10 protein-coding genes are annotated in these 24966 nt (G+C 37.9%); 4 read left to right on the top strand and 6 right to left on the bottom strand.

The window, feature by feature from the left end:
- Positions 1-3 precede the first annotated feature (3 nt).
- From DM558_RS06685 to DM558_RS06660, 6 genes are all read right to left on the bottom strand, one after another.
- Positions 4-645 (bottom strand): fimbrial biogenesis chaperone, encoded by a 642-nt coding sequence (locus DM558_RS06685; RefSeq protein ID WP_164731388.1) that lies wholly within the window; start codon positions 643-645, stop codon positions 4-6.
- 201 nt (positions 646-846) lie between these two features.
- Complete coding sequence (locus tag DM558_RS06680) at positions 847-1359, bottom strand: fimbrial protein (protein WP_127162889.1); 513 nt, start codon at positions 1357-1359, stop codon at positions 847-849.
- Positions 1360-1907: 548 nt separating this feature from the next.
- Entirely contained in the window at positions 1908-11702 is a 9795-nt protein-coding gene (locus DM558_RS06675; RefSeq protein WP_127162887.1) for a non-ribosomal peptide synthetase, read from the bottom strand.
- A complete protein-coding gene (locus DM558_RS06670) occupies positions 11648-16735 on the bottom strand; it encodes a non-ribosomal peptide synthetase (protein ID WP_127162885.1) in 5088 nt (1695 codons plus the stop codon). Before DM558_RS06670 ends, DM558_RS06675 begins: the two co-directional genes overlap by 55 nt.
- A 133-nt stretch (positions 16736-16868) precedes the next feature.
- Positions 16869-17246: a hypothetical protein gene (locus DM558_RS06665; protein ID WP_127162883.1), complete on the bottom strand. Its 378-nt coding sequence runs from the start codon at positions 17244-17246 to the stop codon at positions 16869-16871.
- A gap of 233 nt (positions 17247-17479) precedes the next feature.
- Complete coding sequence (locus DM558_RS06660; protein WP_127162881.1) at positions 17480-18430, bottom strand: AEC family transporter; 951 nt, start codon at positions 18428-18430, stop codon at positions 17480-17482.
- Between the two features lie 273 nt (positions 18431-18703).
- Between DM558_RS06660 and DM558_RS06655 the strand changes: the two genes are divergently transcribed.
- From DM558_RS06655 to DM558_RS06640, 4 genes are read left to right on the top strand one after another with little or no spacing between them, the layout of a single operon-like run.
- Entirely contained in the window at positions 18704-20068 is a 1365-nt protein-coding gene (locus tag DM558_RS06655; protein ID WP_127162879.1) for an efflux transporter outer membrane subunit, read from the top strand.
- A 25-nt stretch (positions 20069-20093) separates the two neighbouring features.
- Positions 20094-20435, top strand: a complete 342-nt coding sequence (locus DM558_RS06650) for a copper-binding protein (RefSeq protein WP_127162877.1) — start codon at positions 20094-20096, stop codon at positions 20433-20435.
- Between the two features lie 50 nt (positions 20436-20485).
- Positions 20486-21757, top strand: coding sequence for an efflux RND transporter periplasmic adaptor subunit (locus DM558_RS06645; RefSeq protein WP_127162875.1), 1272 nt, complete (start codon positions 20486-20488; stop codon positions 21755-21757).
- Positions 21757-24912 (top strand): efflux RND transporter permease subunit, encoded by a 3156-nt coding sequence (locus DM558_RS06640; protein WP_127162873.1) that lies wholly within the window; start codon positions 21757-21759, stop codon positions 24910-24912. Before DM558_RS06645 ends, DM558_RS06640 begins: the two co-directional genes overlap by 1 nt.
- Positions 24913-24966 lie beyond the last annotated feature (54 nt).

Genomic DNA, 24966 nt, shown 5'->3' with positions numbered 1-24966 from the left:
TACTTAAAGAGAAAATTGGTAATTAATAGAAACACCGAAATCATTTATAAGAGAGTATTTAACTATTGCCGCATTCATCATAGGTGTTTGGGCTGACCATCTATCACTTGAAAAAGGGGCTACCATCTGTGGGTTTTTAACTGTGGTAATGACTTTTTTGTTAGTGTCTAAGAGCTCTACTTTGTCAAATGTTGCATAGTACGGACTATTATTAAGTACTTCTAATTTATTATTAGAAAGTTTAAATTTAATTTTTTCTGATATTTCTTCTGGCGCAAGGCTAAGTTTTTTGGGGCGGTAAAAAATCTTCAAACGACTAGTGACCAGAAGAACAATTTTATTTTGTTCTTTCTGAGAGTCATCTACCCCTGGAAATTGTAAAAAATTAAAGTGAAAAAGAGACTCCCTATCTGTAGGCAGACTCAGTTTATTATTAAACATTAATCGAACTACTTGACCTTGATTTGACTCAATTTTAAATAGCTGTGGCGTTGCGATGAATGGGCCATCAGCTGATTCAGGTTTTGAATTTGGAGTGTTAATATCCGTCCAGACTTGAACCATATATGGGATATTATCTGGGTTAGAAAACTGTAACATCCTTTCTTTAGCATCAGCAGGATAAATAATACGATTACCTACCATGGTGACAGTCGCTAGGCTGAAAGAGCTATAAGTTACACTACTAATAAGGATGATTGACGCGATAAGCTTTTTTAAGCAACTACTATGCATTGTATATCTCGACTAATTCATCAGTACAACCAATAAAAATAAAGGTAATCTTCTAAATTAACAGACTATTAAAAGGTATAAGTAATATCTAATAGTCTGTCATTTAGTCCATTACTTGTAAGTTACTGCATACTGCATTGTAGCTTGAACTGTACCCGCAGTTACACCTGTTGCTTCCGCATAATATTGTGCCACTAAAGGTATAGTACCAGAGCCACTTGCAAGAGCAGTATCTATACCTGCTTGAACCGCTGTACTACCCACAAATGTGATAGGCGTGCCATTATCTACGATTTGAATAGATACATTTGTAGCTGTACCTGTGTTGCCAAGATTTCCCTTTGTGGTTACGTTGTTACCAATTAATTGAGCTGTTGCAGTTTTTGCTGCACCACAATCAGTCAATTGAAGATCAAACTCTGTTGGCATAGCGGTGTTACCAGCAGCAGCTAGATTCGAAGTTTTTGCAGTTTGTAATAAAATAATAGGAGTTGATGCTGTACCATTGACTGTTACAGTACAAGTTACATCATCTACCTGACCTTTGAAAGTAATCACGTTACTTTGTTGTGCATAGCTAGCAATAGGCAAAGCAAAAAGACTTGCTAAAATAACATACTTCATATAAATACTCTTTAATAGCTAATGATTTAAACGGATCTTTCTAATAATAAAATATTAGTTTGACCTTGATGCCACACTTGAAGAAGGTTCTTAAGCATCCGATACCAATTTTATTAGGCTTTTCTAGTAAAGTATATCAAGATAATGTAAGTATGATGTCGTTTGCATACAAAAAAGATGATGGATTAACTGTTGTATAGTGATTTGAGTCAATTTTATACTTTTGTTATAAATTATTTCTGTTCAGTGTCTGTTCAGTTTGGCTGGGTTTTTTTCAAGTTTAAGTTGTGTTTAGTTAATGGAGATATACATAGCTTAAATATAAATAACATTGTAAGTATATAAAAAATCAAAACAAAAGTTTTTTGTGATGTGTTTCACAAAGTGATGAAGCAATAGAAGAAACACCTTGATTATGAAATTATTTCATGTTTGAGGTGTTTGTAATCTTCGTTTTTTTAAGGTCTATACTTTTTTTTTGTAATGCTAGTTAAAAAATAATACAATTTGAAAACCGCTAATAATTAGGTGTTAGCGGTTTTTTTAGATTAATTAACTAATTCAATAAGATGATTTATAATTATGCTCTCCTGATTGATGATTTGATAGTGATCACAATTCAATTCAACAACTCGTAGTTGATCAGGTGAATGAATATAACGATCAATATTATTGTAGGGATATTTTTCATAAAGCTCTGGTGAGTGTTCTCTTGCTTGTGTCGCTTTGAATAAAACAATTTGAGTTTTTTCAAGCACAGCAGAAAGAGGTTGAACGACTAGCCTACTGTCTATTTCAGCCAATGACTCAACTTTCGTTTTTAAACTATCAGGAATATTGAGCTCTTTCATAGCATAAGCGAGCTCGATCGGGTTGTTAGTATTAGCTATATCTTCTTTATCTAATAGCCACGTATCTAGTAAATAGACTTTGATATTATTAATACCAAGGGCTTCAAAATACGTTGCCATTTCCAATGCAATATGCCCGCCTAATGACCAACCCAGTAAAATAATAGGTTCATTAAGAGCGAGTATTTTTTGTATGTGATTGAGATAGTATTGGGTTAATACATAAAGATCATCTATTTTATTCTCATGATAGAAATTATAAGAGTCAATGCCCTGACATTGGTAATGGTCTGTAAGTTTATTCGCCAGGGCGCTATAAACATCACAACCGCCAATACCTGGATGGATCATTAATATGACCGGTTTATTAATCGCTGTATTAAGTGAAACAACAGGGTTAAATAATTGTTGAGTATTGGCAATTTTTTGAGCCAACTCGCGAATAGTTTGCGTATTAAGTATGTCAACCAAACGTAATTTAATTTGGAATGCTTCATTAATCCGATTGTTTAACATCATGGCTAAAATACTATTACCACCAAGTTTGAAGAAGTTATCGGCCATGCTGATTTCACTGGCAGAGATTTTTAAGATACTTGCAAAAATATCACAGAGTGTTATTTCAACCATATTCTCTGGTGCAATGTATTCAACCTTGTCGGTTAGCTCTGGTTTAGGTAGTGCTTTTCTATTAAGTTTACCATTGGAGGTAATAGGTAACTCTGTTAAATGAATAAATGCACTGGGTATCATGTAACTAGGCAATGTTTCATGCAGGTGACGAGACAGTAATTGCTCATCAATACTTTGAGCCGCCACATAATAAGCAACGAGGTATTTACTACCGCTAGCTTGCTCGTAGGCGATCACAACACAATAGTTGATAGCAGGGTAAAGTGTTAGTCGTGCCTCTATTTCACCAAGTTCTATTCTAAAACCACGAATCTTAACTTGGAAGTCATTACGGCCTAAGTATTGGATATTGCCATCAGCCAATGAACGGACAAGATCTCCTGTTTTGTAAATACGGCCATTGTAGTTTTGTTGTTGCTCCAGCAGTGTTTGGAATGGATTGGTAATAAACCTTTCTTGCGTTAGAGTAGGGTTATTTAGATAACCACGTGCCAGACCATCACCCCCTACATACAGCTCACCAATACCGCCGATAGGGACTGGTTGTAACAACTCATTAAGTACATAGGCACTGGTATTATCGATAGGTTTACCAATAAGTACTTGTTTGATGTCAGGGTTATTACAATCGTAATACAAAACATCTACGGTTGCTTCAGTTGGTCCATAGAGGTTGTGTATCTCACAAGAAGGAATTAACTGCTGACATTTTTTTACCTCATAGAGATTGAGTGCTTCTCCACTACAGAAGATGTATTTTAATGACTGTACTTTTAATTGAAGCTCTGGTTGTGCTTCGAGTGTTTCGATAAAGGCAACCAACATTGATGGCACAAAATGCAAAACAGTTATTTTTTCTGACTCAATAAGCTGTGCCAAATAAACATTGTCTTTGTAAAGCTCTGAGTTGGCAAATACAATACAAGCGCCATACCAGTGGGCCCAGAATAACTCCCACACAGAAACATCAAAGGTGTAGTTAGTTTTTTGTAAGATGTGGTCTTGTTCTGTAATAGGATATTGTTTATGCATCCAATTAATCCGATTAACAACCCCTTGGTGTTCTAACATTACGCCTTTAGGATTACCTGTTGTACCACTAGTATAGATCACATATGCCAAGTGGTGTGGCTTTGCTAAATGTGGTAGGTTATTCACAGGGTAATGGCTTATTGCTCTTATGTTATCCTCATCTTGTAGATTAATAACAGTTTGTTCTGGATTTACCAATGCTTTGATTTTTTCATAACTCTTATGAGTAGTTAATATTACTTTGGCTTTGGTATCATTTAGCATATAGACAATACGATCATCAGGGGCTTGTGGGTCCATAGGAACATACGCGCCACCAGCCTTAAGGATTGCTAATATACTAATAGGCATGTGTTTTGAGCGATCTAAACATAGCGCAACAAAATCATCAGGTTGTATGGCAAAGTTAGCCCTCAAATAATAAGCGAGTTGATTCGCTTGTGCATTAAGTGCTTGGTAGGTGATGCTCTCTTGCTCATAAATCACTGCCGTATTTTCCGGTGTTCTTTGCACTTGTTGTTCAAATAGCATCGGGATAGTGGCATCAGTAGGGTAACTGCATCGTGTTTGGTTCCATTGCGTAATCACTTGATGGTGACTATTAGGTGTTAAAAGTTGTAGCTCAGCAATGGATTGTTGTTTTTTATACAACGTGACTATCTGTTCTAGAATATGCTGATAAACAGAAATATAGTATGCAATAGTTTGTTCACTAAATAGACTGGTTGCATAGTTAAATACCCCTGTAATAGAGGGTTGTGAGTCATCTAGTAACGTAGTGATATCGAACTTTGCAGGTTGATATTGAGCATGCTTGGTTTTATATGGTGTAAATAACGACTCAAATTCTGATGTTATTGGGCTTGCAAAAGATTGGACACCAAACATAACTTGAAAAATAGGATGCCTTGAGGCATCTTTTTCAAGCTGTAATGAATCAACCAGTTTTTCAAACGGCAAGTCTTGATATTTTTGTGCATCAAGAACATGTTGGCTAGTTTGTTCAATAAACGCTTGTAGGCTATCTTCAGGATTGATGGAGGTTCTCAACGCCAACATATTAACGAAAAAACCAATGGTGTTTTCAATACCTTGATGATGTCTTCCTGCGATAGGCGTGCCAATGACTATATCACGTTGATTACTAAAGGCACTGAGTAGTAAATAATAACCACTGAGTAACACGGTATATAAACTGACTTTTGATTCAGCGGCTATTGTGCGTAATGCATGGCTAAGCTCGCTGCCTAATTCAAACATCATATCCATGCCATCATAATTGACTTGAGCAGGGCGAGGATAATCTGTAGGTAAGTTCAATGGTTCATAATCTCCCAACTGTTGTTGCCAATATTGCAGTTGTTGTGCAAGAACATCACCTTGTAAGTAATGACGTTGCCAGAGAGCAAAGTCTTTATATTGAACATCAACAGGCGCTAAGTTGATAGGCTGTTGTTGAGTAATTTGTTGATAGCACTGTATAAGCTCTTTAATCAACAAATCCGTAGACCAACCATCAAAAGCAATGTGATGAATAACAATGCTTATATAATACTCATGGTCTAATAGATAGCGATTAATAGAAATAGGCAGTTCTTGATCAAGTATGAATATTTTATGGGCATGATTATAAAGATAATTATCTAAAATTATTTTACTTTCACATACTTGATGATTAATCACTAAAGGATTTTCTTGTAGGTTTATAACACGTTGATAACCTGCGCCCTCCACATTAGTTTTAATCACTGAACGTAGTATTTCATGGCGATTAACAACTTCGGTGAGCGCTTGCTCTATAGCGTTATAATCAGTATTTTCTGCCAGTTTGAAAACTAGCGGAATGTTATAAGCGTTACTACCATTCTCATAGCTCTCAATAAACCATAAACGCTCTTGAGCAAAAGATAAACGCTGTTCTTCTGGATGCTGAATAACAGGTGCTATAATCCGTTGTTGACCTTCTTCTACTTCATCTAAGAAGATAGCCAATGCTTGTATAGTACGTTTGGTAAAAATTTCATTAATAGGCACAGTTTTATTGAATACTTTGCCTATTTTGCTTGATAGTTTAATGGCCAAAATACTGTCGCCACCTAACCCAAAAAAGTCACTGTTGGTACTGACTTGATCTGGCGTTAGTCCCAGTAATTCAGCGAATAAATCAGCCAAAGTTTTTTCAGTGGACGTTGTTGGTGCAATGTAAGTATCCATTAGCACTAATGATGGCGTAGGTAATGCCTTACGATCGATTTTGCCGTTAATGCTAATCGGCATAGCCGTTAAATGAACAAATGCTGAGGGAAGCATGTAGTCAGGTAGAAACTGTTGTAAATACTCCACCAAACTTTCTTGAGATAACGCTCGTTTAGCTACATAGTAAGCGGCTAAGTATTTAGTGCCTAAACTATTGCTAAGTGCCATCACTAATGTTTGCTTAATTTCAGGGTGGCTAGCTAGGCGTGCTTCAATTTCTCCTAACTCAATTCTAAAACCACGGATTTTTACTTGGAAGTCATTACGGCCAATATACTCTACATCACCATTGGCTAAGTAGCGGACAAGATCTCCTGTTTTATATAAGCGGTCATTGTATCCATGTGCCTTTTCTTCTGCACTTTGGAAGGGGTTAGCAATAAATACACGGTTTGTTAATTCGGTATTGTTTAAATAACCACGCCCAACACCGAACCCACCAATGTAAAGCTCACCTTTAACCCCTTGGGGGACAGGGCGAAAATGCTCGTCTAAGATATAAAGATAAAAGTTTTTATTGGCTTTACCAATGTTATTACTGATATCAACCTTTTGATAAGGATGCGTAGTCGCCCAAATGGTTGTCTCAGTGGGGCCATAAAGATTAATAAGCGTAGTTTCATGCTGGCAATATTGATTAACAACCTCAGGATTAGCAGACTCGCCGCCAATAGCCAATATAGGAATACTGAGCAATTCGTTCTTATCAAGCAGGGCTGGAGGTATAAATGCAAGATCAATACGATGGTCTGTTATGTAATCAGATAGCGCATTGAAGTTGAGGCGTTTTTCTTCAGTAAGGATATGTAAGCAATGCCCATTTAGTAGGCTGTTATACAGTTCAAAAGCATGAGCATCAAAGACATAGCTAGAATACCAGAGTACATTTTTTTGACCATGCTTCGGATTCAAATTTAAAATATCTTGCTGCAAGGTTGCCATATTAATAAGCGAATGATGTTCAATCATCACCCCTTTAGGATTACCCGTTGTACCACTGGTATAAATAATATAAGCAAGATGGTTTGATTGCGTTTGTGTTATTGGATTATGCTTATCACCTTGTACAATTTTGCTAGTGAAGGTTGGCGCATCAATAGCAATTACCTTGTTTGATGAATCCATTAATTGATTAAGATAATCTTGATACACCGCGTTGGTTAATATAGCTTTAGCGTTGGTGTCATTAACCATGTGCTGAATTCTTTCAACAGGTGCTTGTGGGCTCATAGGCACATAAGCTGCTCCTGCTTTTAGTATGGCTAAAATAGCAATAGCCATGTGTTCAGACTTATCTAAATACAAGCCAATTAAATCATCCGGTTTAGTCTCAAGAGTGGTGATTAAATAATGAGCGAGTTGATTAGCATAGTCATTGAGCTCCTGATAGGTAAAGCGAATATCTTCATACACTAGCGCCCACGCATCAGGTGTTTTTTGTACCTGTTCCTCAAACAATTGGTTGACTAATTTATGTTTAGGAAAAGGAATAACCGTTTGCGTTTGTTCTTTTATAAGATGGTGATACTCCTCAGCTGTTATCAGTTGTAGCTCTTTGACTAATACCATTGGGTTAGCAAGTAATTGTTTCAAGGTGAGGTTGATCCCCTGTAAAACACGCTCAATGGCTTGCTCACTAAATAACTCACCTGCATATTTTATCTTGAGGGTGATTTGTTGTGCATTTTCAAAAGCAACAATACCTAATGGATAATCTAGTTTCTCTTTACCCTCTTTAAAGGTTAGTTTTATTTGCTCATTGTGCGTCTCTGAAATAGGGTAGTTTTCAAAAACAAACAATGAGTTAAAGAGGCGCGTTCCTGAACGTTGTAATTTAGTCAGGTTGATATTGCTGTGATTATTGACATTATTAATATGCGTTTGCAGTAACTTAATCGTGTCAATAATACGGCCATCCTCATGGTTCAAAGTAACAGGCAGGGTATTAATATAAAGCCCTACGGAGGTTTCTATACCATCAATAGGCAAGTTTCTACCTGATACTGTCATCCCTACGGTTGTTGTCTTCGTATTACCATGAAGACTTAGTTGTTGGTGCCAGCAGTACTGCATAAGGGCATTGATGGTAAAGTCATGTTTACGGCAGAATGCTTTGAGCTGCTCAGCTTGCCGCCCTGTGAAGTTAATAGAACGTTCTTGGTGGTCAACAATAAACTTGTGATCACTGAGATTAATATGTCGAGACTCATCTTTTAAAAGGCTATCTAAACTCTCTGGCTCAATTGGTGAGGATAAATAGCTATTCCAGAATGCTTCGGTTTCTGCTGCTTTTTGCTGCAAAAAGGCCTGAGTTGCTAAATAGCAGTGGTCAGTTTGCTCTACGATAGGTTTTTGATTAATGATCGATAAATAGTTTTGATGCACATTATTTAACAGAACAGGTACACTCCAACCATCTAAAATGGTGTGATGATTGTTAAATAAGCATTGGTAATGTGCATCTGCCAATTTAATTAAATAGATTCTAAAGAGCTGGCCTTGGCTTAGATCATAATTAATTTGATGATCTTTTTGAATGATTTCTTCAAGGCTTGTTAACTGCTGCGCTGGAGTTTGCTCGCTAAGGTCTATAAGCGCCCAAGCAAAACTGCTTTGCTTGTCGATAACTTGGATAAACTCCTCATCCCAAGAAAAGCGTGAGCGCAGGGCAGGGTAGTTTGCTTGGCTAATTTGCCATGCTTTTTTGAAGGCCTCTGCATCCATCGGATTATGGTAATCCCAAATCAATTGAATACGGTAGGCACTGTCTGACTGGCCTTGGGCAACAGCATGATAGATAAAACCTTGCTGTAAACTATTGGCAGGGTAAATTGCTTCAACTTCATTACTTGTTTGTAATTTATCTAATAACTCACGAGAAATAATGTCATTAATGTCAGAACGCGTTAAGTACGAACGGTCTATGGCTGTTAATTGATCGATTAAATCATTAAGTTGCTGTGTAAAGACATCATTAAACGTATGAAGCTGATCGACAGCTAAATAACCTTCTACGTTAAACTGTAGTTGTCCATTGAGAATACCGCCGTTTAATGATAAGAAATCGGTCATGCGATTGTTAGCTGATATAGCGATGCCTGAGCTCTCATGGCTGAATGACCATTGTATATCTTCCTGTCCATCAAACTGACCCAGATAGTTAAAGCAGACGGAAGGAAGAGGGTGTTGGGTATAACCCATTAAAATACCGTAACCCAAACCACGTTCAGGAATGCTACGCAAACTGTCTTTAATCGCGATGAGGTTATGGACTGATTCACCTTGTTGAGCACATAACTTAACGGGATACATGCAAGTGAACCACCCTACGGTGTTATTAATATCAATATCATCAAATAGTTTTTCTCTACCATGCCCCTCCAATAGCACATAATGCTCAGGTGTGTTGAATAGGGTTGTTAACGCTTTAGCCAATACTGTTAATAAAAGGTCATTAATAGAGGTGTGATAAGCCTTGTTAGCCTCTCGTAATAAACGAGTTGTTTGTTCTTTTGGCAATGTTAATTGCAGCTTATGAACCGTATTGGTACGGTATTGGTTAATATGTTGTTGATAGCCTTCAAAGTCTGCTAACAAGTTTTGCCAGTAGGCTTTTTCATGGCTAGACGATTTTTTTGACGAATAATTTTGTTGCGCCATGACCCATTGGCGGTAACTGGTACTTTTTGCCCCCAGTATTTTTTCAGCACTGATGGTTTCATCTATTGTGGCTTGTTGTGTGAAGTACTCATAAATAGCTTGTAAATCATGTTTAATGATTCGCCAACTGACTGCGTCAATATTTAAATGATGTACCGCTACATGAATGCGTGCAATGTTATCGGCATAACCCTCAAGATAGCCTATATGATAAAGTGGGCCATCATTAAGATTGAACTGATCTTGCCATTGTGTCAGCTGTTGCTCTATGTCTGTTACTGAAAGTTTTTCAACATTTAAAATATCAAAAGCGAGTGGCAACGATTGTTGATAATACCCTAAGTCATCGCTATAGGTCGCACGTAAAATATCATGGTACTCAACCAATTTTTCAATACTAAGTTGTAGCACGGTATGGTTTAACTGTGGCACTTTAATGAGGAATGCCTGATTCCAATGCGCTGGGTTTTGGTATTTACCTTGTGTAACATTATTAAAAAACCATTGTTGAATAGGTGCTGGCGTAATGTCACCTGCTAAAATACCCTGCTCAGATTGTATCTGAGAGGCTTTATTATGTTGGTTTTTAATAACATAATCACTGAGCCCTTTAATTGTTCTGTAGTTAAAGATATCTTTGATTGAGAGATAGTAACCAAGGTTTTGGCGAACACGGTTAGCCAATTGAATACTGCTAATACTGTCACCACCTAGTTTAAAGAAGTCATCTTCTATACCGATCTGCTTTTCATCTATTCTTAAGATGTTAGCAAACAGTTGGCAGAAAATAGTTTCCGTTGGGTTAGTGGGAGCAATATAAGACGCTGTATTAATGAGTTCAGGCACAGGCAATGCTTTGCGATCGAGCTTGCCATTCATATTAAGCGGGAACGCACTCAAATAAACAAAAGCGGTTGGCACCATATACTCAGGCAAAAACTGCTGCAAATAACTCGATAACGCCTCATGCGTCATTGCACTGTCAGCGACATAATAAGCAGCCAAATACTTACCACCATTCGCATTTGTTAATGCCAATACAGCCGCTTGCTTAACCAAAGGATGACCGATTAAACGGCTTTCAATCTCAGAAAGCTCAATCCTAAAGCCACGGATTTTAACTTGGAAATCATTACGGCCAATATACTCAATATTGCCATTTGGCAAATAACGAACCAAATCCCCCGTCTTATACAACCGGTCATTATACCCCTCAGCTTTTTCCTCAGCTGTTTGGAACGGATTTGCCAAAAACACCTTACGCGTTAACTCAGGGTTATTCAAATACCCACGACCAACCCCAGCCCCCCCGATATAAAGCTCACCAATAGCCCCCATTGGCACAGGCTCAAGCTGCTCATCCAAAATATAAAGCGCTGTATTAGACAACGCCACCCCAATAGGCACAGAATGATCAAAAGGAGCTGCCTGATTTGCCAAATAAGTCACCGCAAACGTTGTTGTTTCCGTAGGGCCATAGCCATTCACCACCTTAACCTGCGGATAAAGCTCCAAAAACCTATTCACATGAGCCGCTGATAACGCCTCACCTCCAGCAAGGGCATAACGCAACCTAGCTAAATTAGGCAACTCGGCATCCACCAACGTATTAAAAAAGGCAGCGGTAGCAAAAAAGTTAGTCACTTCATAATCCGCCAACAACTGATTAAACACTGCCAAATTCAAAAAATTATCCTTAGTGGCAATAATTGTAGCAGCCCCATTAAACAACGCCGCAAATAAATCATAAGTAGATGCATCAAACTGATACCCAGAAATACTCAAAAACCGATCAGACTCATCCACCGATACATAATTTGCATTCACCACCAAACGATTCACATTATGATGCTCAATCAACGTACCCTTAGGATTTCCTGTAGTCCCACTGGTATAAATTGCATAAGCCAAATCACGGGAGTCGTGTCAGAAACCACATTATCAACTGGATAGCCAGACAACGTCTCAACAAAACGAGGCTCATCCACAGAAAAAATAGCCACATCGGGTGCAAGGGTAGCCAACTTATCTGCATAATGCGCTTGGCAAAGCACGGCTTTCAACTGAGCATCCTGCATAATAAAGCCATTACGCTCATCAGGTGCATCAGGATCCATCGGAACATAGGCGGCACCAGCTTTCAAAATAGCCAAGATACACACCACAATCTGCTCCGAACGATCCAGATACAACCCGACAAAATCATTAGGTTTAATTGCACAATGTTCTTTTAAATAATGAGCTAACTGATTCGCTTTGCCATTCAACTGAGCATAAGACAAACGCACATCATTAAACATCACCGCTATATTCAAAGGAGTTTTAGAGGCTTGCTCCTCAAAGACCTGAGGGATAGTTTTATCCTGTTTATAAGGTCTACGGGTTTGGTTCTTGTCATGAATAAGATGTTGGTAATCTTGTGTGTTCAGATGTTTTAGCTTGGCAATTGGCTGTTGCTCTTCATATAAGCGTGTAAATTGTGCCAAAATAGTTTTATAAACACTGATATAGTTTTCAATCGTCGAAGCTTTGAATAACGTAGTGGCATAGTTAAAAATACCTGAGATAGATTCTTTTGAATCATCTAGCAGTGTTGTAATATCAAACTTAGCGGCTTGATAGGTTGTTTGTTGCGTTTGATAAAGCTCTAGCAGCTTAGTTAATTCATGGCTATCTGGGTTACCAAATGATTGTACTCCAAACATAACTTGGAAGAGTGGATGTCTTGACTCATCCTTTTCGACTTGCATAGCATCAACCAGTTTTTCAAAAGGAATATCTTGGTATTGCTGTGCCTCACTAGTCCGCTCGCCTGTTTTTTTAATAAAGTCAATCAAGCTCATGTCGGGTTTAATTTGTTGTCTTAAAGCTAGGCTATTAACAAAGAAACCAATAGTATTTTCAATACCTTGATAATGCCTGCCAGCGGTTGGCGTACCAAGGATAATGTCTTTTTGATTACTAAAAGAGCCTAGCAGTAAATAATAACCACTTAACAATACAGTGTATAAACTGACATTAAGCTTAGTCGCTAATTGACGTAGGTCTTGACTCAACGATTCCCCTAATTGAAAGTTAATATCACAACCTTGGTAATTTATTTGTGATGGACGAGGGTAGTCGGTGGGTAGACTTAGAGGTTCATAGCCAGTGAGTTGCTTTTGCCAATAATCAAGTTGTTGTTCTAACTGTTCGCCTTGTAGGTATTGTCGCTGCCATAATGCAAACGTTTTGTATTGAACATCAACAGCAGGTAGTTCAGTAATAGAAGATATACTGTCTAGTTGTTGGTTATTGTATTGATCATAATAATGGATAAGTTCTTTGGTGAGTAAATCAATTGACCATCCATCAAAGGCGATATGATGGATGACAATGCTCATATAACGTTCATTGCTTAATTGGTAGCACTCAACAGAAACAGGGATTTCTTGATCCAATTTAAAAATATGATGAATATGTGCATCAATTCGAATGTGTAAATCAGAGATTTCATGGCAAGTTTGTTGGTTGAAGTTGAGCGATACATTATTTATATCTATCGGTTGTTGATAACCAAGGCCTGCTTGATTGGTTTTTATAAGTGAGCGTAATACTTCATGACGCTCAATAATATGTAAAAGAGCGTGTTTCAGGCTCTTAATATCAGCAGTTTGAGTTAGTTTAAAAACTAATGGAATATTATAGGCAGAAGTTCCCCCCTCATAAGATTCTATAAACCATAACCGTTCCTGTGCAAAGGATAATAACTGGTCTTCAGGTTTTTCTATTTGAGGTGCCGTAATGGACAGCGAGCTATCCTTACTTTCATCAATCAGTTGACTGAGTGAGTAAATCGTACGTCTGGAGAAAATATCGGCAACATGGATTTTTTTATTAAAAAGTTTAGCCATTTTGCTCGACAATTTGATGGCAACAATACTATTACCACCCAGTTGGAAAAAATCATCCAATGTGCTAATTTTTTCAGCAGGAATGTCTAAAAACTCACTGAAAACACCTTGTAGTGTTTGTTCAGTTTGTGTTTTAGGTGCAATATATTCACCGTTATGATTAAACTCAGGCACAGGCAACGCTTTGCGATCGAGCTTGCCATTCATATTAAGTGGAAACGCACTCAAATAAACAAAAGCGGTTGGCACCATATACTCAGGCAAAAACTGCTGCAAATAACTTGATAACGCCTCATGCGTCATTGCACTGTCAGCGACATAATAAGCAGCCAAATACTTACCACCATTCGCATTTGTTAATGCCAATACAGCCGCTTGCTTAACCAAAGGATGACCGATTAAACGGCTTTCAATCTCAGAAAGCTCAATCCTAAAGCCACGGATTTTAACTTGGAAATCATTACGGCCAATATACTCAATATTGCCATTTGGCAAATAACGAACCAAATCCCCCGTCTTATACAATCGATCATTATACCCCTCAGCTTTTTCCTCAGCTGTTTGGAACGGATTTGCCAAAAACACCTTACGCGTTAACTCAGGGTTATTCAAATACCCACGACCAACTCCAGCCCCCCCGATATAAAGCTCACCAATAGCCCCCATCGGCACAGGCTCAAGCTGCTCATCCAAAATATAAAGTGCTGTATTAGACAACGCCACCCCAATAGGCACAGAATGATCAAAAGGAGCTGCCTGATTTGCCAAATAAGTCACCGCAAACGTTGTTGTTTCCGTAGGGCCATAGCCATTCACCACCTTAACCTGCGGATAAAGCTCCAAAAACCTATTCACATGAGCCGCTGATAACGCCTCACCTCCAGCAAGGGCATAACGCAACCTAGCTAAATTAGGCAACTCGGCATCCACCAACGTATTAAAAAAGGCAGCGGTAGCAAAAAAGTTAGTCACTTCATAATCCGCCAACAACTGATTAAACACTGCCAAATTCAAAAAATTATCCTTAGTGGCAATAATTGTAGCAGCCCCATTAAACAACGCCGCAAATAAATCATAAGTAGATGCATCAAACTGATACCCAGAAATACTCAAAAACCGATCAGACTCATCCACCGATACATAATTTGCATTCACCACCAAACGATTCACATTATGATGCTCAATCAACGTACCCTTAGGATTTCCTGTAGTCCCACTGGTATAAATTGCATAAGCCAAATCACGAGGAGTCGTGTCAGAAACCACATTATCAACTGGATAGCCAGACAACGTCTCAACAAAACGAGGCTCATCCACAGAAAAAATAGCCACATCGGGTGCAAGGGTAGCCAACTTATCTGCATAATGCGCTTGGCAAAGCACGGCTTTCAACTGAGCATCCTGCATAATAAAGCCATTACGCTCATCAGGTGCATCAGGATCCATCGGAACATAGGCGGCACCAGCTTTCAAAATAGCCAAGATACACACCACAATCTGCTCCGAACGATCCAGATACAACCCGACAAAATCATTAGGTTTAATTGCACAATGTTCTTTTAAATAATGAGCTAACTGATTCGCTTTGCCATTCAACTGAGCATAAGACAAACGCACATCATTAAACATCACCGCTATATTCAAAGGAGTTTTAGAGGCTTGCTCCTCAAAGACCTGAGGGATAGTTTTATCCTGTTTATAAGGTCTACGGGTTTGGTTCTTGTCATGAATAAGGGTTTGATAGACAGTGTTGTCTATAATTTTTACTGTTTTAGTTAAAGTATCTGCTTGATCATTTAATAAATAATCAAGAGTGGTTGTGAAGAGTTGTTGATAAAAACTTGCAAATTGTTGAACAAGGTTTTTATCCAATATTTGTGCATCAAATTTAACACGATAATTGATATGGTTATCATGTTCTTCTTGTTCAAAAACGAGCTTGTTTGATAAGTCTATTTGAAATTGATGATTAATCTTTTCATTGCTAACACCATTAAGACTTGTTGTGTGATCTCGAAGAAAGGTTTGCACGAATGCAATGTCTAAAATAGCAGGATTGTCAGCATAAGAGATAATGTCATAAACAGGCAAGTACTTGCTATTGTGGTTTTTTACATCTTTATAATAAGTAAACATTTTGTCAATGACCGATTGTAACGTTGTTTGGTCATCAAAATGGTAGTTAATAGGTAATGTATTAACATGTGCTCCGTACAGTAATTCTTTGCCTTCTAATATGGCCACGGGATAAGCAATGGGGATATCCGCCTGGCGTGTTATTTTATGTAATAACAATGCCATCACTAATTGTCCAAAAAGATAAGTGGTTATTTTATAGCGACGTCTTAGCGACTTAACTTGTTTGGCGACTTCTTCACTATAACTGAAAGTGTATTCAGTGATAGCAAAGGGGACTTTGTTTTTTATAGTTGATGGTGGTTTTAGAAAGGTTAGATCAATATTTCTTACATCAGTTAAATGCTCTTTCCAAAATGATTGCATCTGTCCTTTTTGTGTGGTTAATAATCCTTCGAAATAGTTATTTAATGATTCATGCATTGTTGCTTGTGTCTGTATACAAGGTAAATTATAGTCAATACCGTTATAGTGCTGACGAAATTTATCCCAAGTTTCTCCTGTACTGATTCCATCTACTACAATATGGTGGAAAATAAATATGAGTCGGTATTGATTATTACCTAGATTGATAATATGTGCTTTACCTAAGAGGTCATTTTCTAAATCGAAGGGTTTTAAAGCAAGTGCTCTAATTTTCTCATCAGAGAGTGGGGCCTTGTGATAAGTAACAATATCTGTACCTGATGCAGGTTCTCTTTGTTTCCATACTATACCATTAACGTCATTAGCAACATTGTGGCGCAAAATGAAGTGTTCATTGAAGATTTTTTTTAAGCTATCATGTAGACGTTGTAAATCTATTTCACCAGTAATTGTATTATCAATCACCATGTTGTAATCGTGACGTAGTGGGTTAGCTAACCACTCATAATAAAAAGTTAATTGATAAGGTGTAAGTTTTATATTTTTCATATGATTTAACCTATAATTTTAATACGAATTATTTAACTTAATGATTTGTTTTATAAAATATTTAAAAGTGAATGATCTTTAAAGAAAGCAATTTAGATGTCCGTTAAAGTTTTTTTATTTCCGAGGAGTCTGATTAATTATTTTGGTAATGCGGAGGATGAGTCAGCTCTTTTCCTAGAAAACTATTGACATGATTAGGTATATTTATCTTACTAATCAGTAAGATAATTTTTAATAACATATTAGAACTTTTATTATGTTGGTTAGTATCTAATTGGTTATATTGTGGTGTTAATGATAGATCGGATATTGAGTAAGGAATAAAGAAAGCGTCAAAGGCTACTACGTGTTGCTTTTGAACAGGGTTCATAACGTAGAAAATGAAAGTATTATTAGAAAATACTTTATTGAAAATATATTTTATTTTTGAGGTAGTTTGAACATAAAAATAATGTGTTGATAGAACTAAGATTAATATCCCTACAGTCACAAACAAATTAATTCCATTCATAATTATTAGACATCCACTGTATTTTAATTTATGCACACATAATTTCTATAAATTAGCTTCTAAACACATAATCATAATCCTAAAAAAAATGATTAATAAAAATAGTACATTAGTCTAGTATCTACGGTTTTTTTAGAATAATGAGCTCTAAGCTTATATGTAATGGCTTGAGCTATTAGATGATATTTATTAATTATATAAGCTAAACAATAGGTTGATAGTTTGTGGGTGTTTTAATAAAACCAATCGATAATATAGCCGCTAGACATGATCCAAAAAGGTGCGGCCAAAGCAAAGAACAGGATACTAAATGCTAATGAGGAAGTACCTATTTTTAAGTAGGTCTGATAGCGACCGCCAACGATAACTCCTGAAATTGAGGAGGGAAGCGCTGAAATAAGCACTAGCATTTGAATAATTTCTTTTTGCAAATTAAACATAATACCGAGTAATAAGGCTAAGAAAGGCATTACAAATAATTTTAAAAAAGTATTGTAGACGACCTCTTTACTGAGCTGTAATTTATAAACAGATAATGTAATGCCTGCGGCGAAGATGGCAACACCTGATTTAGTATAAGCGATTAGGTTTAAGCTAGGATCTAGCACAGTTGGAAACTTTATCCCTAAAATAACCAATATGATTGCTATCATTGGTACAATAACAATAGGTTCTTTTATTGCAGCAATCACAGGATTGGTATGTTTTTTATTACCGTTCTCATCGGCTGGATGAAATAAATAAATACCAAATGGAATAATAATCACATGCTGGATGATAGCAACAATCGCTACCACAATGCCTGTGGTAGCGCCTGCACCATAGACAGGATCTAAAATGGCAAACCCTAATACCCCAACAGTTGGAGAGCCAGTAATCATTGCAGCAACAGATGCTTCTTGTTTACTATGTTTAAAAAGGAGTAGACAACTAAAAAAACTGATAGCAAAGCCAATTAATAAAATCAATGTACTGACAAGGGTTAGTGTTATGTCGGAAAATAACATTGCTCGATCAGTTTTAACAATCGAGATAAATAAAGCGGCAGGTAGTGCATAATTTAATACGAGTTTATTAAAAGCAAGGGCATTGTCTTCAGTAAAACGATTTCTTGCACCTGCAATGTAGCCAAATACTAGAAGCACGAATATAGGCAATAAATCATTTAAGAAGACTTGTTTCATTGGTAAGCTAGTTTACTCATTAAAGGAGTATTCGTTATTTATAGATACTTTTTATAATACCGTTCGCTTGATATTATCGCTATAGTGCTAAAGTAAAGGGTAAGTTGTTTTTTTTTAAATATAATGGCCTAAAGTATTGCCTTTAAAAGTGAGCGTTGATTATTTTATGATGGCTGATGTTTAGTAGATTACAAAAATTGTAATCTTTCTGTCACGGTGACGTTACACGTAAGTCTTATTCTCTATTCATCTATTTTATGAATTAGAGAAAACATGGCTAAGTTAAATCTCATCTCCATTCCTCTATTTATGGTGTTAACCGGTTGTATTTCGTTAGCACCAAAAAATAGTGACCCCGATATTTCAACAGTTCCTCAGTATTTAAGCCAGTCTGAAGATCATACTTCCATTGATTTAAGTGATATTGGTTGGAAGCGTTATTTTAAGGATGAACAACTTATCTCTCTGATTGAGATGGCACTGGCGAATAATACCGATATCAGACTAGCTACACTTAAAACCTTGGAGAGTTATAAGCAATATGGTGTAGCACAATCGAGCCGTTACCCTCAAGTTGATGGTCAGACATCGATTCAATACGCTGGGCAAAATCGTGATGAAACCAGTAAAAATTATAATATAGGTGCTTCGTTTAGCTTTGAGATTGATTTATTTGGGCGGCTTAAAAATTTAAGCCAATCACAATTAGAGGCTTACTTAGCAACGGAAGAAGCACAACGTAATGTCTATCTATTACTCGTGTCACAAGTAGCCCAAGCTTATTTTAATGAGCAAATTATTGTTCAAAAAATAGCAACGGCTGATAAGCAAATGGAAAATTATCAACAAGCATTGGCCTTGATTGAGTCACGGTTGATTTCTGGAGAGTCAACCTATTTAGATTATGAGCAAGCAAGAGGTATGCTTGAAAGTATTAAAGTTAGCCGTGTTGAGTTGTTACAAGAACAACAAATAGCGCACCATACGTTACAAAACTTAGTGAATCGTTATGATTTAACAGTTAAACCTGTAACAGACCTAAATCTAATTAACGTAGCAATCCCTAGCAATTTACCTTCAACTGTTTTGTTGAAGCGCCCCGATATTCAACAAGCCGAACATCAATTTAAAGCCAGTAACGCAGATATAGGTGTAGCCAGAGCGGCATTTTTTCCTTCTATCTCCCTGACGGGTGGCATCAGTAATGCCAGTACAGAGCTTTCTGATTTATTAAGTGGGGCTACCTTATGGGATCTAGCACCTAAAATCAGTTTACCGATTTTTAAAGGAGGACAAAATAAATTTAATTTGGATATCGCTAATCTTCGACAACAACAAACTGCCATAACCTATGAAAAAACATTGCAAGCAGCCTTCAAAGAAGTGGCTGATTTATTAACACTACAACAAAGTTATCGTCAGCAAAAATTACTTCAAGAGCAATACTTATCAACTCAACAAAATGCATTGAGCTTATCACAGCAAGGCTATTTGAGTGGTTCTGCCAGTTATTTAGATATTCTTGATGCACAGCGTAATGTATTTACGACTGAACTAACTCTATTGACTTTAACACAAAACACACTCGCCAATCAGGTCAATCTATTTGTTGCCCTAGGTGGCGGTTGGAAAGAATAAATAACACAACACAAGGAAATTTGTTATGAAATTAACACACATGATACTTACAACAGCTTTAACATTAAGTTCAACAGCAGTGGTATGGGCCGACCAAACTCATGAGCATGATCATCAACCATCAGCCACACAAACACAACAACTTATTCAAACGCAAGGGGTTGTTGAAAGTGTTGATCTTGCTAATAAAAAAGTCACTATCCATCATGATCCGATAACTTCATTAAACTGGCCTGCTATGACGATGCGCTTTACAGCTGAAGATGTGGCGTTGATTCAAAATTTAAAACCAAACGATAACATCCGCTTTACATTTGAACAAAAAGGACCGTTATCAATGCTTCAACGTGTTGATATTGTTCAGTAGTTAGATTAACTGAACCACACCATTCGTTATTGATAAAAACAGGAAGACACATGTTGGTTAAAAAATATCAAGCAATCATGCTGATTACGATAGGAATGGTGCTTGGCATTCTGGTAACAGCATTTAGTTACTCACGACTCACTTCGAAAGCTACAGAGGGAACTAGCACTGCCGCTGAACGTAAAGTGCTTTTTTGGTACGATCCGATGTACCCCGCTACCAAATTTGATAAACCAGGCCCTTCGCCATTTATGGATATGGATTTAGTACCCAAATATGCTGATGAAGGAAGCGATGAGGTGGCAGGCGTCACCATTAGCCCAACGCAAGTACAAAATTTGGGCTTACGTACTGATATTGCTGAAACAGGTAAGTTAACGTATCAACAAAGTTTACCGGCTAATGTCAATTTTAACCAATATCAATATGAAATTGTCCATGCGAGGGCATCAGGTTTTGTTGAAAAAAGCTATCCATTGGCGGTGGGTGATTATGTCAAGAAAGGAGAGCCGTTGGTTGCTATTACGGTTTCTGATTGGGTTTCTGCACAAAGCGAGTATTTAACGCTGCTTAGGACTAATGCATCGCCCGCATTATTAAAAGGTGTTCTTGAGCGCCTTTATCTGGCGGGTATGCCGAAAAGCCTAATTAATCAATTGAATAAAACAAAAAAGATTCAAAGTTATTTAACTATTCGTGCACCTATCAGCGGAGTATTAACGAGCTTTGATTTGCGCAGTAGTATGACCATGAATAAGTCTGCCCTAATCGCAACTATTCAAGGTATTGATCCAATTTGGGTTGTAGCCTCTGTTCCTGAGTCGTTGACTGATCTGTTGACAAAAGATACCCAGTTAACCATTGAAGTACCTGCTTTACCTGAACAGCAATTTAAGATTACTGACTGGCAAATACTTTCTAATGCTCAGGCAGATACGCGCACCCTATCATTGCGTTTGTTTGTGGCTAATCCTGATCACAAGTTAAAACCGGGGATGAGTGCTATTGTTAAATTACAAACAGAAACCCAAGACTATGTGTTAGTGCCTTCACAAGCCATTATTAATACGGGTGATGAGCAACGGGTGATTACTCAAGATGAGCAAGGGCGATTTATTCCTAAACGTATCAAAATTTATGCTGAGGCCAGTGGTAAAACGGCCATTCTGTCAGGATTAAAAGCAGGTGAGAAAATCATAACCTCCGGTTTATTCCTGATTGATTCAGAAGCCAATATTAATGGGGCACTTGAGCGCATGCGTGAGCAACCAGCCGACAAGACCAATCAACACAATATGACTGGACATCAAGGAGCACATTAATGATCAAATGGATTATTCAAAAATCGGTAGCCAACCGATTATTAGTGATGATGGGGGTGTTATTGCTTTCTGTCTGGGGCGCTTGGATCACCTATAAAACCCCTGTTGATGCCTTACCTGACTTGTCTGATGTGCAGGTTATTATTCGAACCAATTATGCAGGCCAAGCCCCACAGATTGTAGAGAATCAAGTCACTTATCCATTAACCACGACAATGCTTTCTGTACCCGGTGCTAGAACTGTTAGGGGATTTTCTTCTTTTGGTGAGTCTTATGTTTATATTATTTTTGATGATAATACGGATTTATATTGGGCACGTTCACGGGTATTAGAGTATTTAAATCAAGTTCAGGGCAAAATACCCGCAGGCGTTGTACCTATGCTAGGGCCTGATGCAACAGGTGTCGGTTGGATCTATGAGTATGCCTTGGTTGATCGCAGTGGTAAACATGATTTAGCTGAACTGCGTTCGTTACAGGACTGGTTCTTAAAGTTTGAACTTAAAACCATACCCAGTGTCGCTGAAGTGGCTACCGTGGGTGGTGTAGTCAAAGAATACCAAGTGGTGGTTGATCCTTTAAAGCTAGTACAATACAACATTTCATTACCACAAATTAAACAAGCCATTAATAGTGGTAATAAGGAAATGGGTGGTTCAGTTGTTGAGCTAGCCGAAGCTGAGTACATGGTGCGTGCCAGTGGCTATTTACAGACGATTGAAGATTTTAATCACATTGTATTAAAAACTGACGAGAATGCAACACCAGTCTATCTTAAAGATGTTGCTCGCGTGCAACTAGGGCCAGAAATGCGTCGAGGTGTGGCGGAGCTCAACGGTGAGGGTGAAGTAGTCGGTGGTATTATTATTTTGCGTTCAGGTGAAAATGCGCGTGAAGTGATCGGTCATGTCAAAGATAAGCTTAAAGCGCTGCAAAGTAGTTTACCTGACGGCGTTGAAATTGTGACAACCTATGATCGGAGCCAACTGATTGACCGAGCAATTGATAATTTAACTGGTAAATTACTGGAAGAGTTTATTGTTGTGGCGTTAGTTTGTGTGTTGTTTTTATGGCATGTGCGCTCAGCTTTGGTTGCTATTATTTCACTTCCTTTAGGTTTATTTATTGCTTTTATAATGATGTATTATCAAGGTATAAATGCCAACATCATGTCGTTAGGGGGGATCGCTATCGCCATTGGTGCGATGGTAGATGCCGCCGTGGTGATGATTGAAAATGCCCATAAAAAATTAGAGCAATGGCAACACGCATACCCTGATAAAACCATCACACCTAAAGAGCGTTGGCAAGTAATTACAGAGGCTTCGGTTGAGGTGGGGCCTGCATTATTTATTAGTTTATTGATTATTACTTTATCGTTTATTCCTATCTTTACCCTTGAAGGACAAGAAGGTAAGCTGTTTTCACCTTTAGCTTTTACCAAAACCTATGCTATGGCAGGTGCTGCGGTATTATCGATTGTGGTAATTCCTATTTTGATGGGATTTTGGATTCGTGGCAAAATTCCGAAGGAGGACGCCAATCCACTGAATCGTTTTTTAATTAAAATTTATAGCCCAATGATTCATGTGGTATTAAGGCATGCGAAACTAACCTTAGCTATTTCCTTTATTTTATTAGCTACATTAGTTTGGCCTTTAAGTCGCATTGGTGGCGAGTTTTTACCGCGCATTGATGAGGGCGATTTACTGTACATGCCATCAACCTTACCGGGTGTTTCATCGGGGCAAGTATCCTATATTTTACAGTTGACAGATAAACTGATAAAAACGGTACCTGAGGTGGATACGGTTTTTGGTAAAGTAGGCAAAGCTGAAACTGCTACGGATTCAGCTCCGATGGAGATGATAGAAAGTACCATTCGTTTAAAACCAGTATCCGAGTGGCGAGAAGGGATGACGCTAGATAAGATTATTGATGAGCTTGATGCGACAGTTCGATTGCCGGGATTAGCAAACTTATGGGTTCCCCCCATCCGTAATCGTATTGATATGCTATCCACGGGTGTAAAAAGTGCTATTGGTATTAAAGTATCAGGGACTAATTTAGCTGAAATTGATAAGTCCGCGCAGCAAATTGAAGAAGTTTCTAAAACAGTCCCCGGTGTGGTATCCGCACTTGCTGAGCGTTTAACAGGTGGTCGATACATTGATATTGATATTGATCGTGAAAAAAGTGCCCGTTATGGGATGAATATTGACGATGTACAACTCTTTGTTTCTGCTGCGATTGGTGGGCAGATGATTGGCGATACCATTGAGGGTATTGAGAGTTATCCGATTAGCCTACGGTATCCTCAAGATTACCGTAACAATGTTGACAGTTTACGACGTTTACCTATTTTAACGCCCAAAGGACAATATATTACCTTAGCAGATGTTGCCCGTGTTGAAATAAAACCCGGTGCACCGATGTTAAAAACTGAAAATGCGAGACCCGCGAGTTGGGTATACATTGATGCGCGTGGACGGGATTTGGTGTCGGTTGTGCATGACTTACAAACAGCAATTAGTCAAAATGTAAAACTCAGTTCTGGTATTAGTGTTTCTTACACAGGGCAATTTGAACTGTTAGAACGTGCCAGTGCACGTTTGCAAATGATGATACCGATGACGTTGTTGATTATCTTTACCTTATTGTATATTGCCTTCAGACGGATTGATGAAGCGTTGCTGATCATCACCAGTATTCCTTTTGCATTAATTGGTGGTTTTTGGTTCCTTTACTTTCAGGGGTATCACTTGTCGGTTGCAACGGGTACGGGGTTTATTGCGTTGGCTGGGGTCTCGGCCGAGTTTGGGGTTGTGATGTTACTTTATTTACGCCATGCGATAGAAGACTATCAGCAACAATTGGGTAAAACACAACTTTCAGACGATGAACTCGATGAGGCGATTTATCACGGTGCGGTGTTACGTGTACGCCCCAAAGCCATGACCGTTGCTGTTATTATTGCTGGACTAGTCCCTATTTTATTGGCCACGGGGACAGGTTCAGAAGTCATGAGTCGTATTGCAGCGCCTATGGTTGGTGGGATGATCACAGCCCCCTTACTTTCTATGTTTGTTATTCCTGCTGTTTACAAGCTGATACAACGTAGACGTTTTAAGCGGGAGGTTCATGAGGACTCGTAATTATTTCATAGCTTAGAGCCAATCTTAATTAATCCCACGTAAATCGTGGGATTA

It is taken from the genome of Entomomonas moraniae (assembly GCF_003991975.1).
Taxonomy (GTDB): Bacteria; Pseudomonadota; Gammaproteobacteria; order Pseudomonadales; family Pseudomonadaceae; genus Entomomonas; species Entomomonas moraniae.
This window is presented reverse-complemented; position numbering and strand designations above follow the sequence as displayed.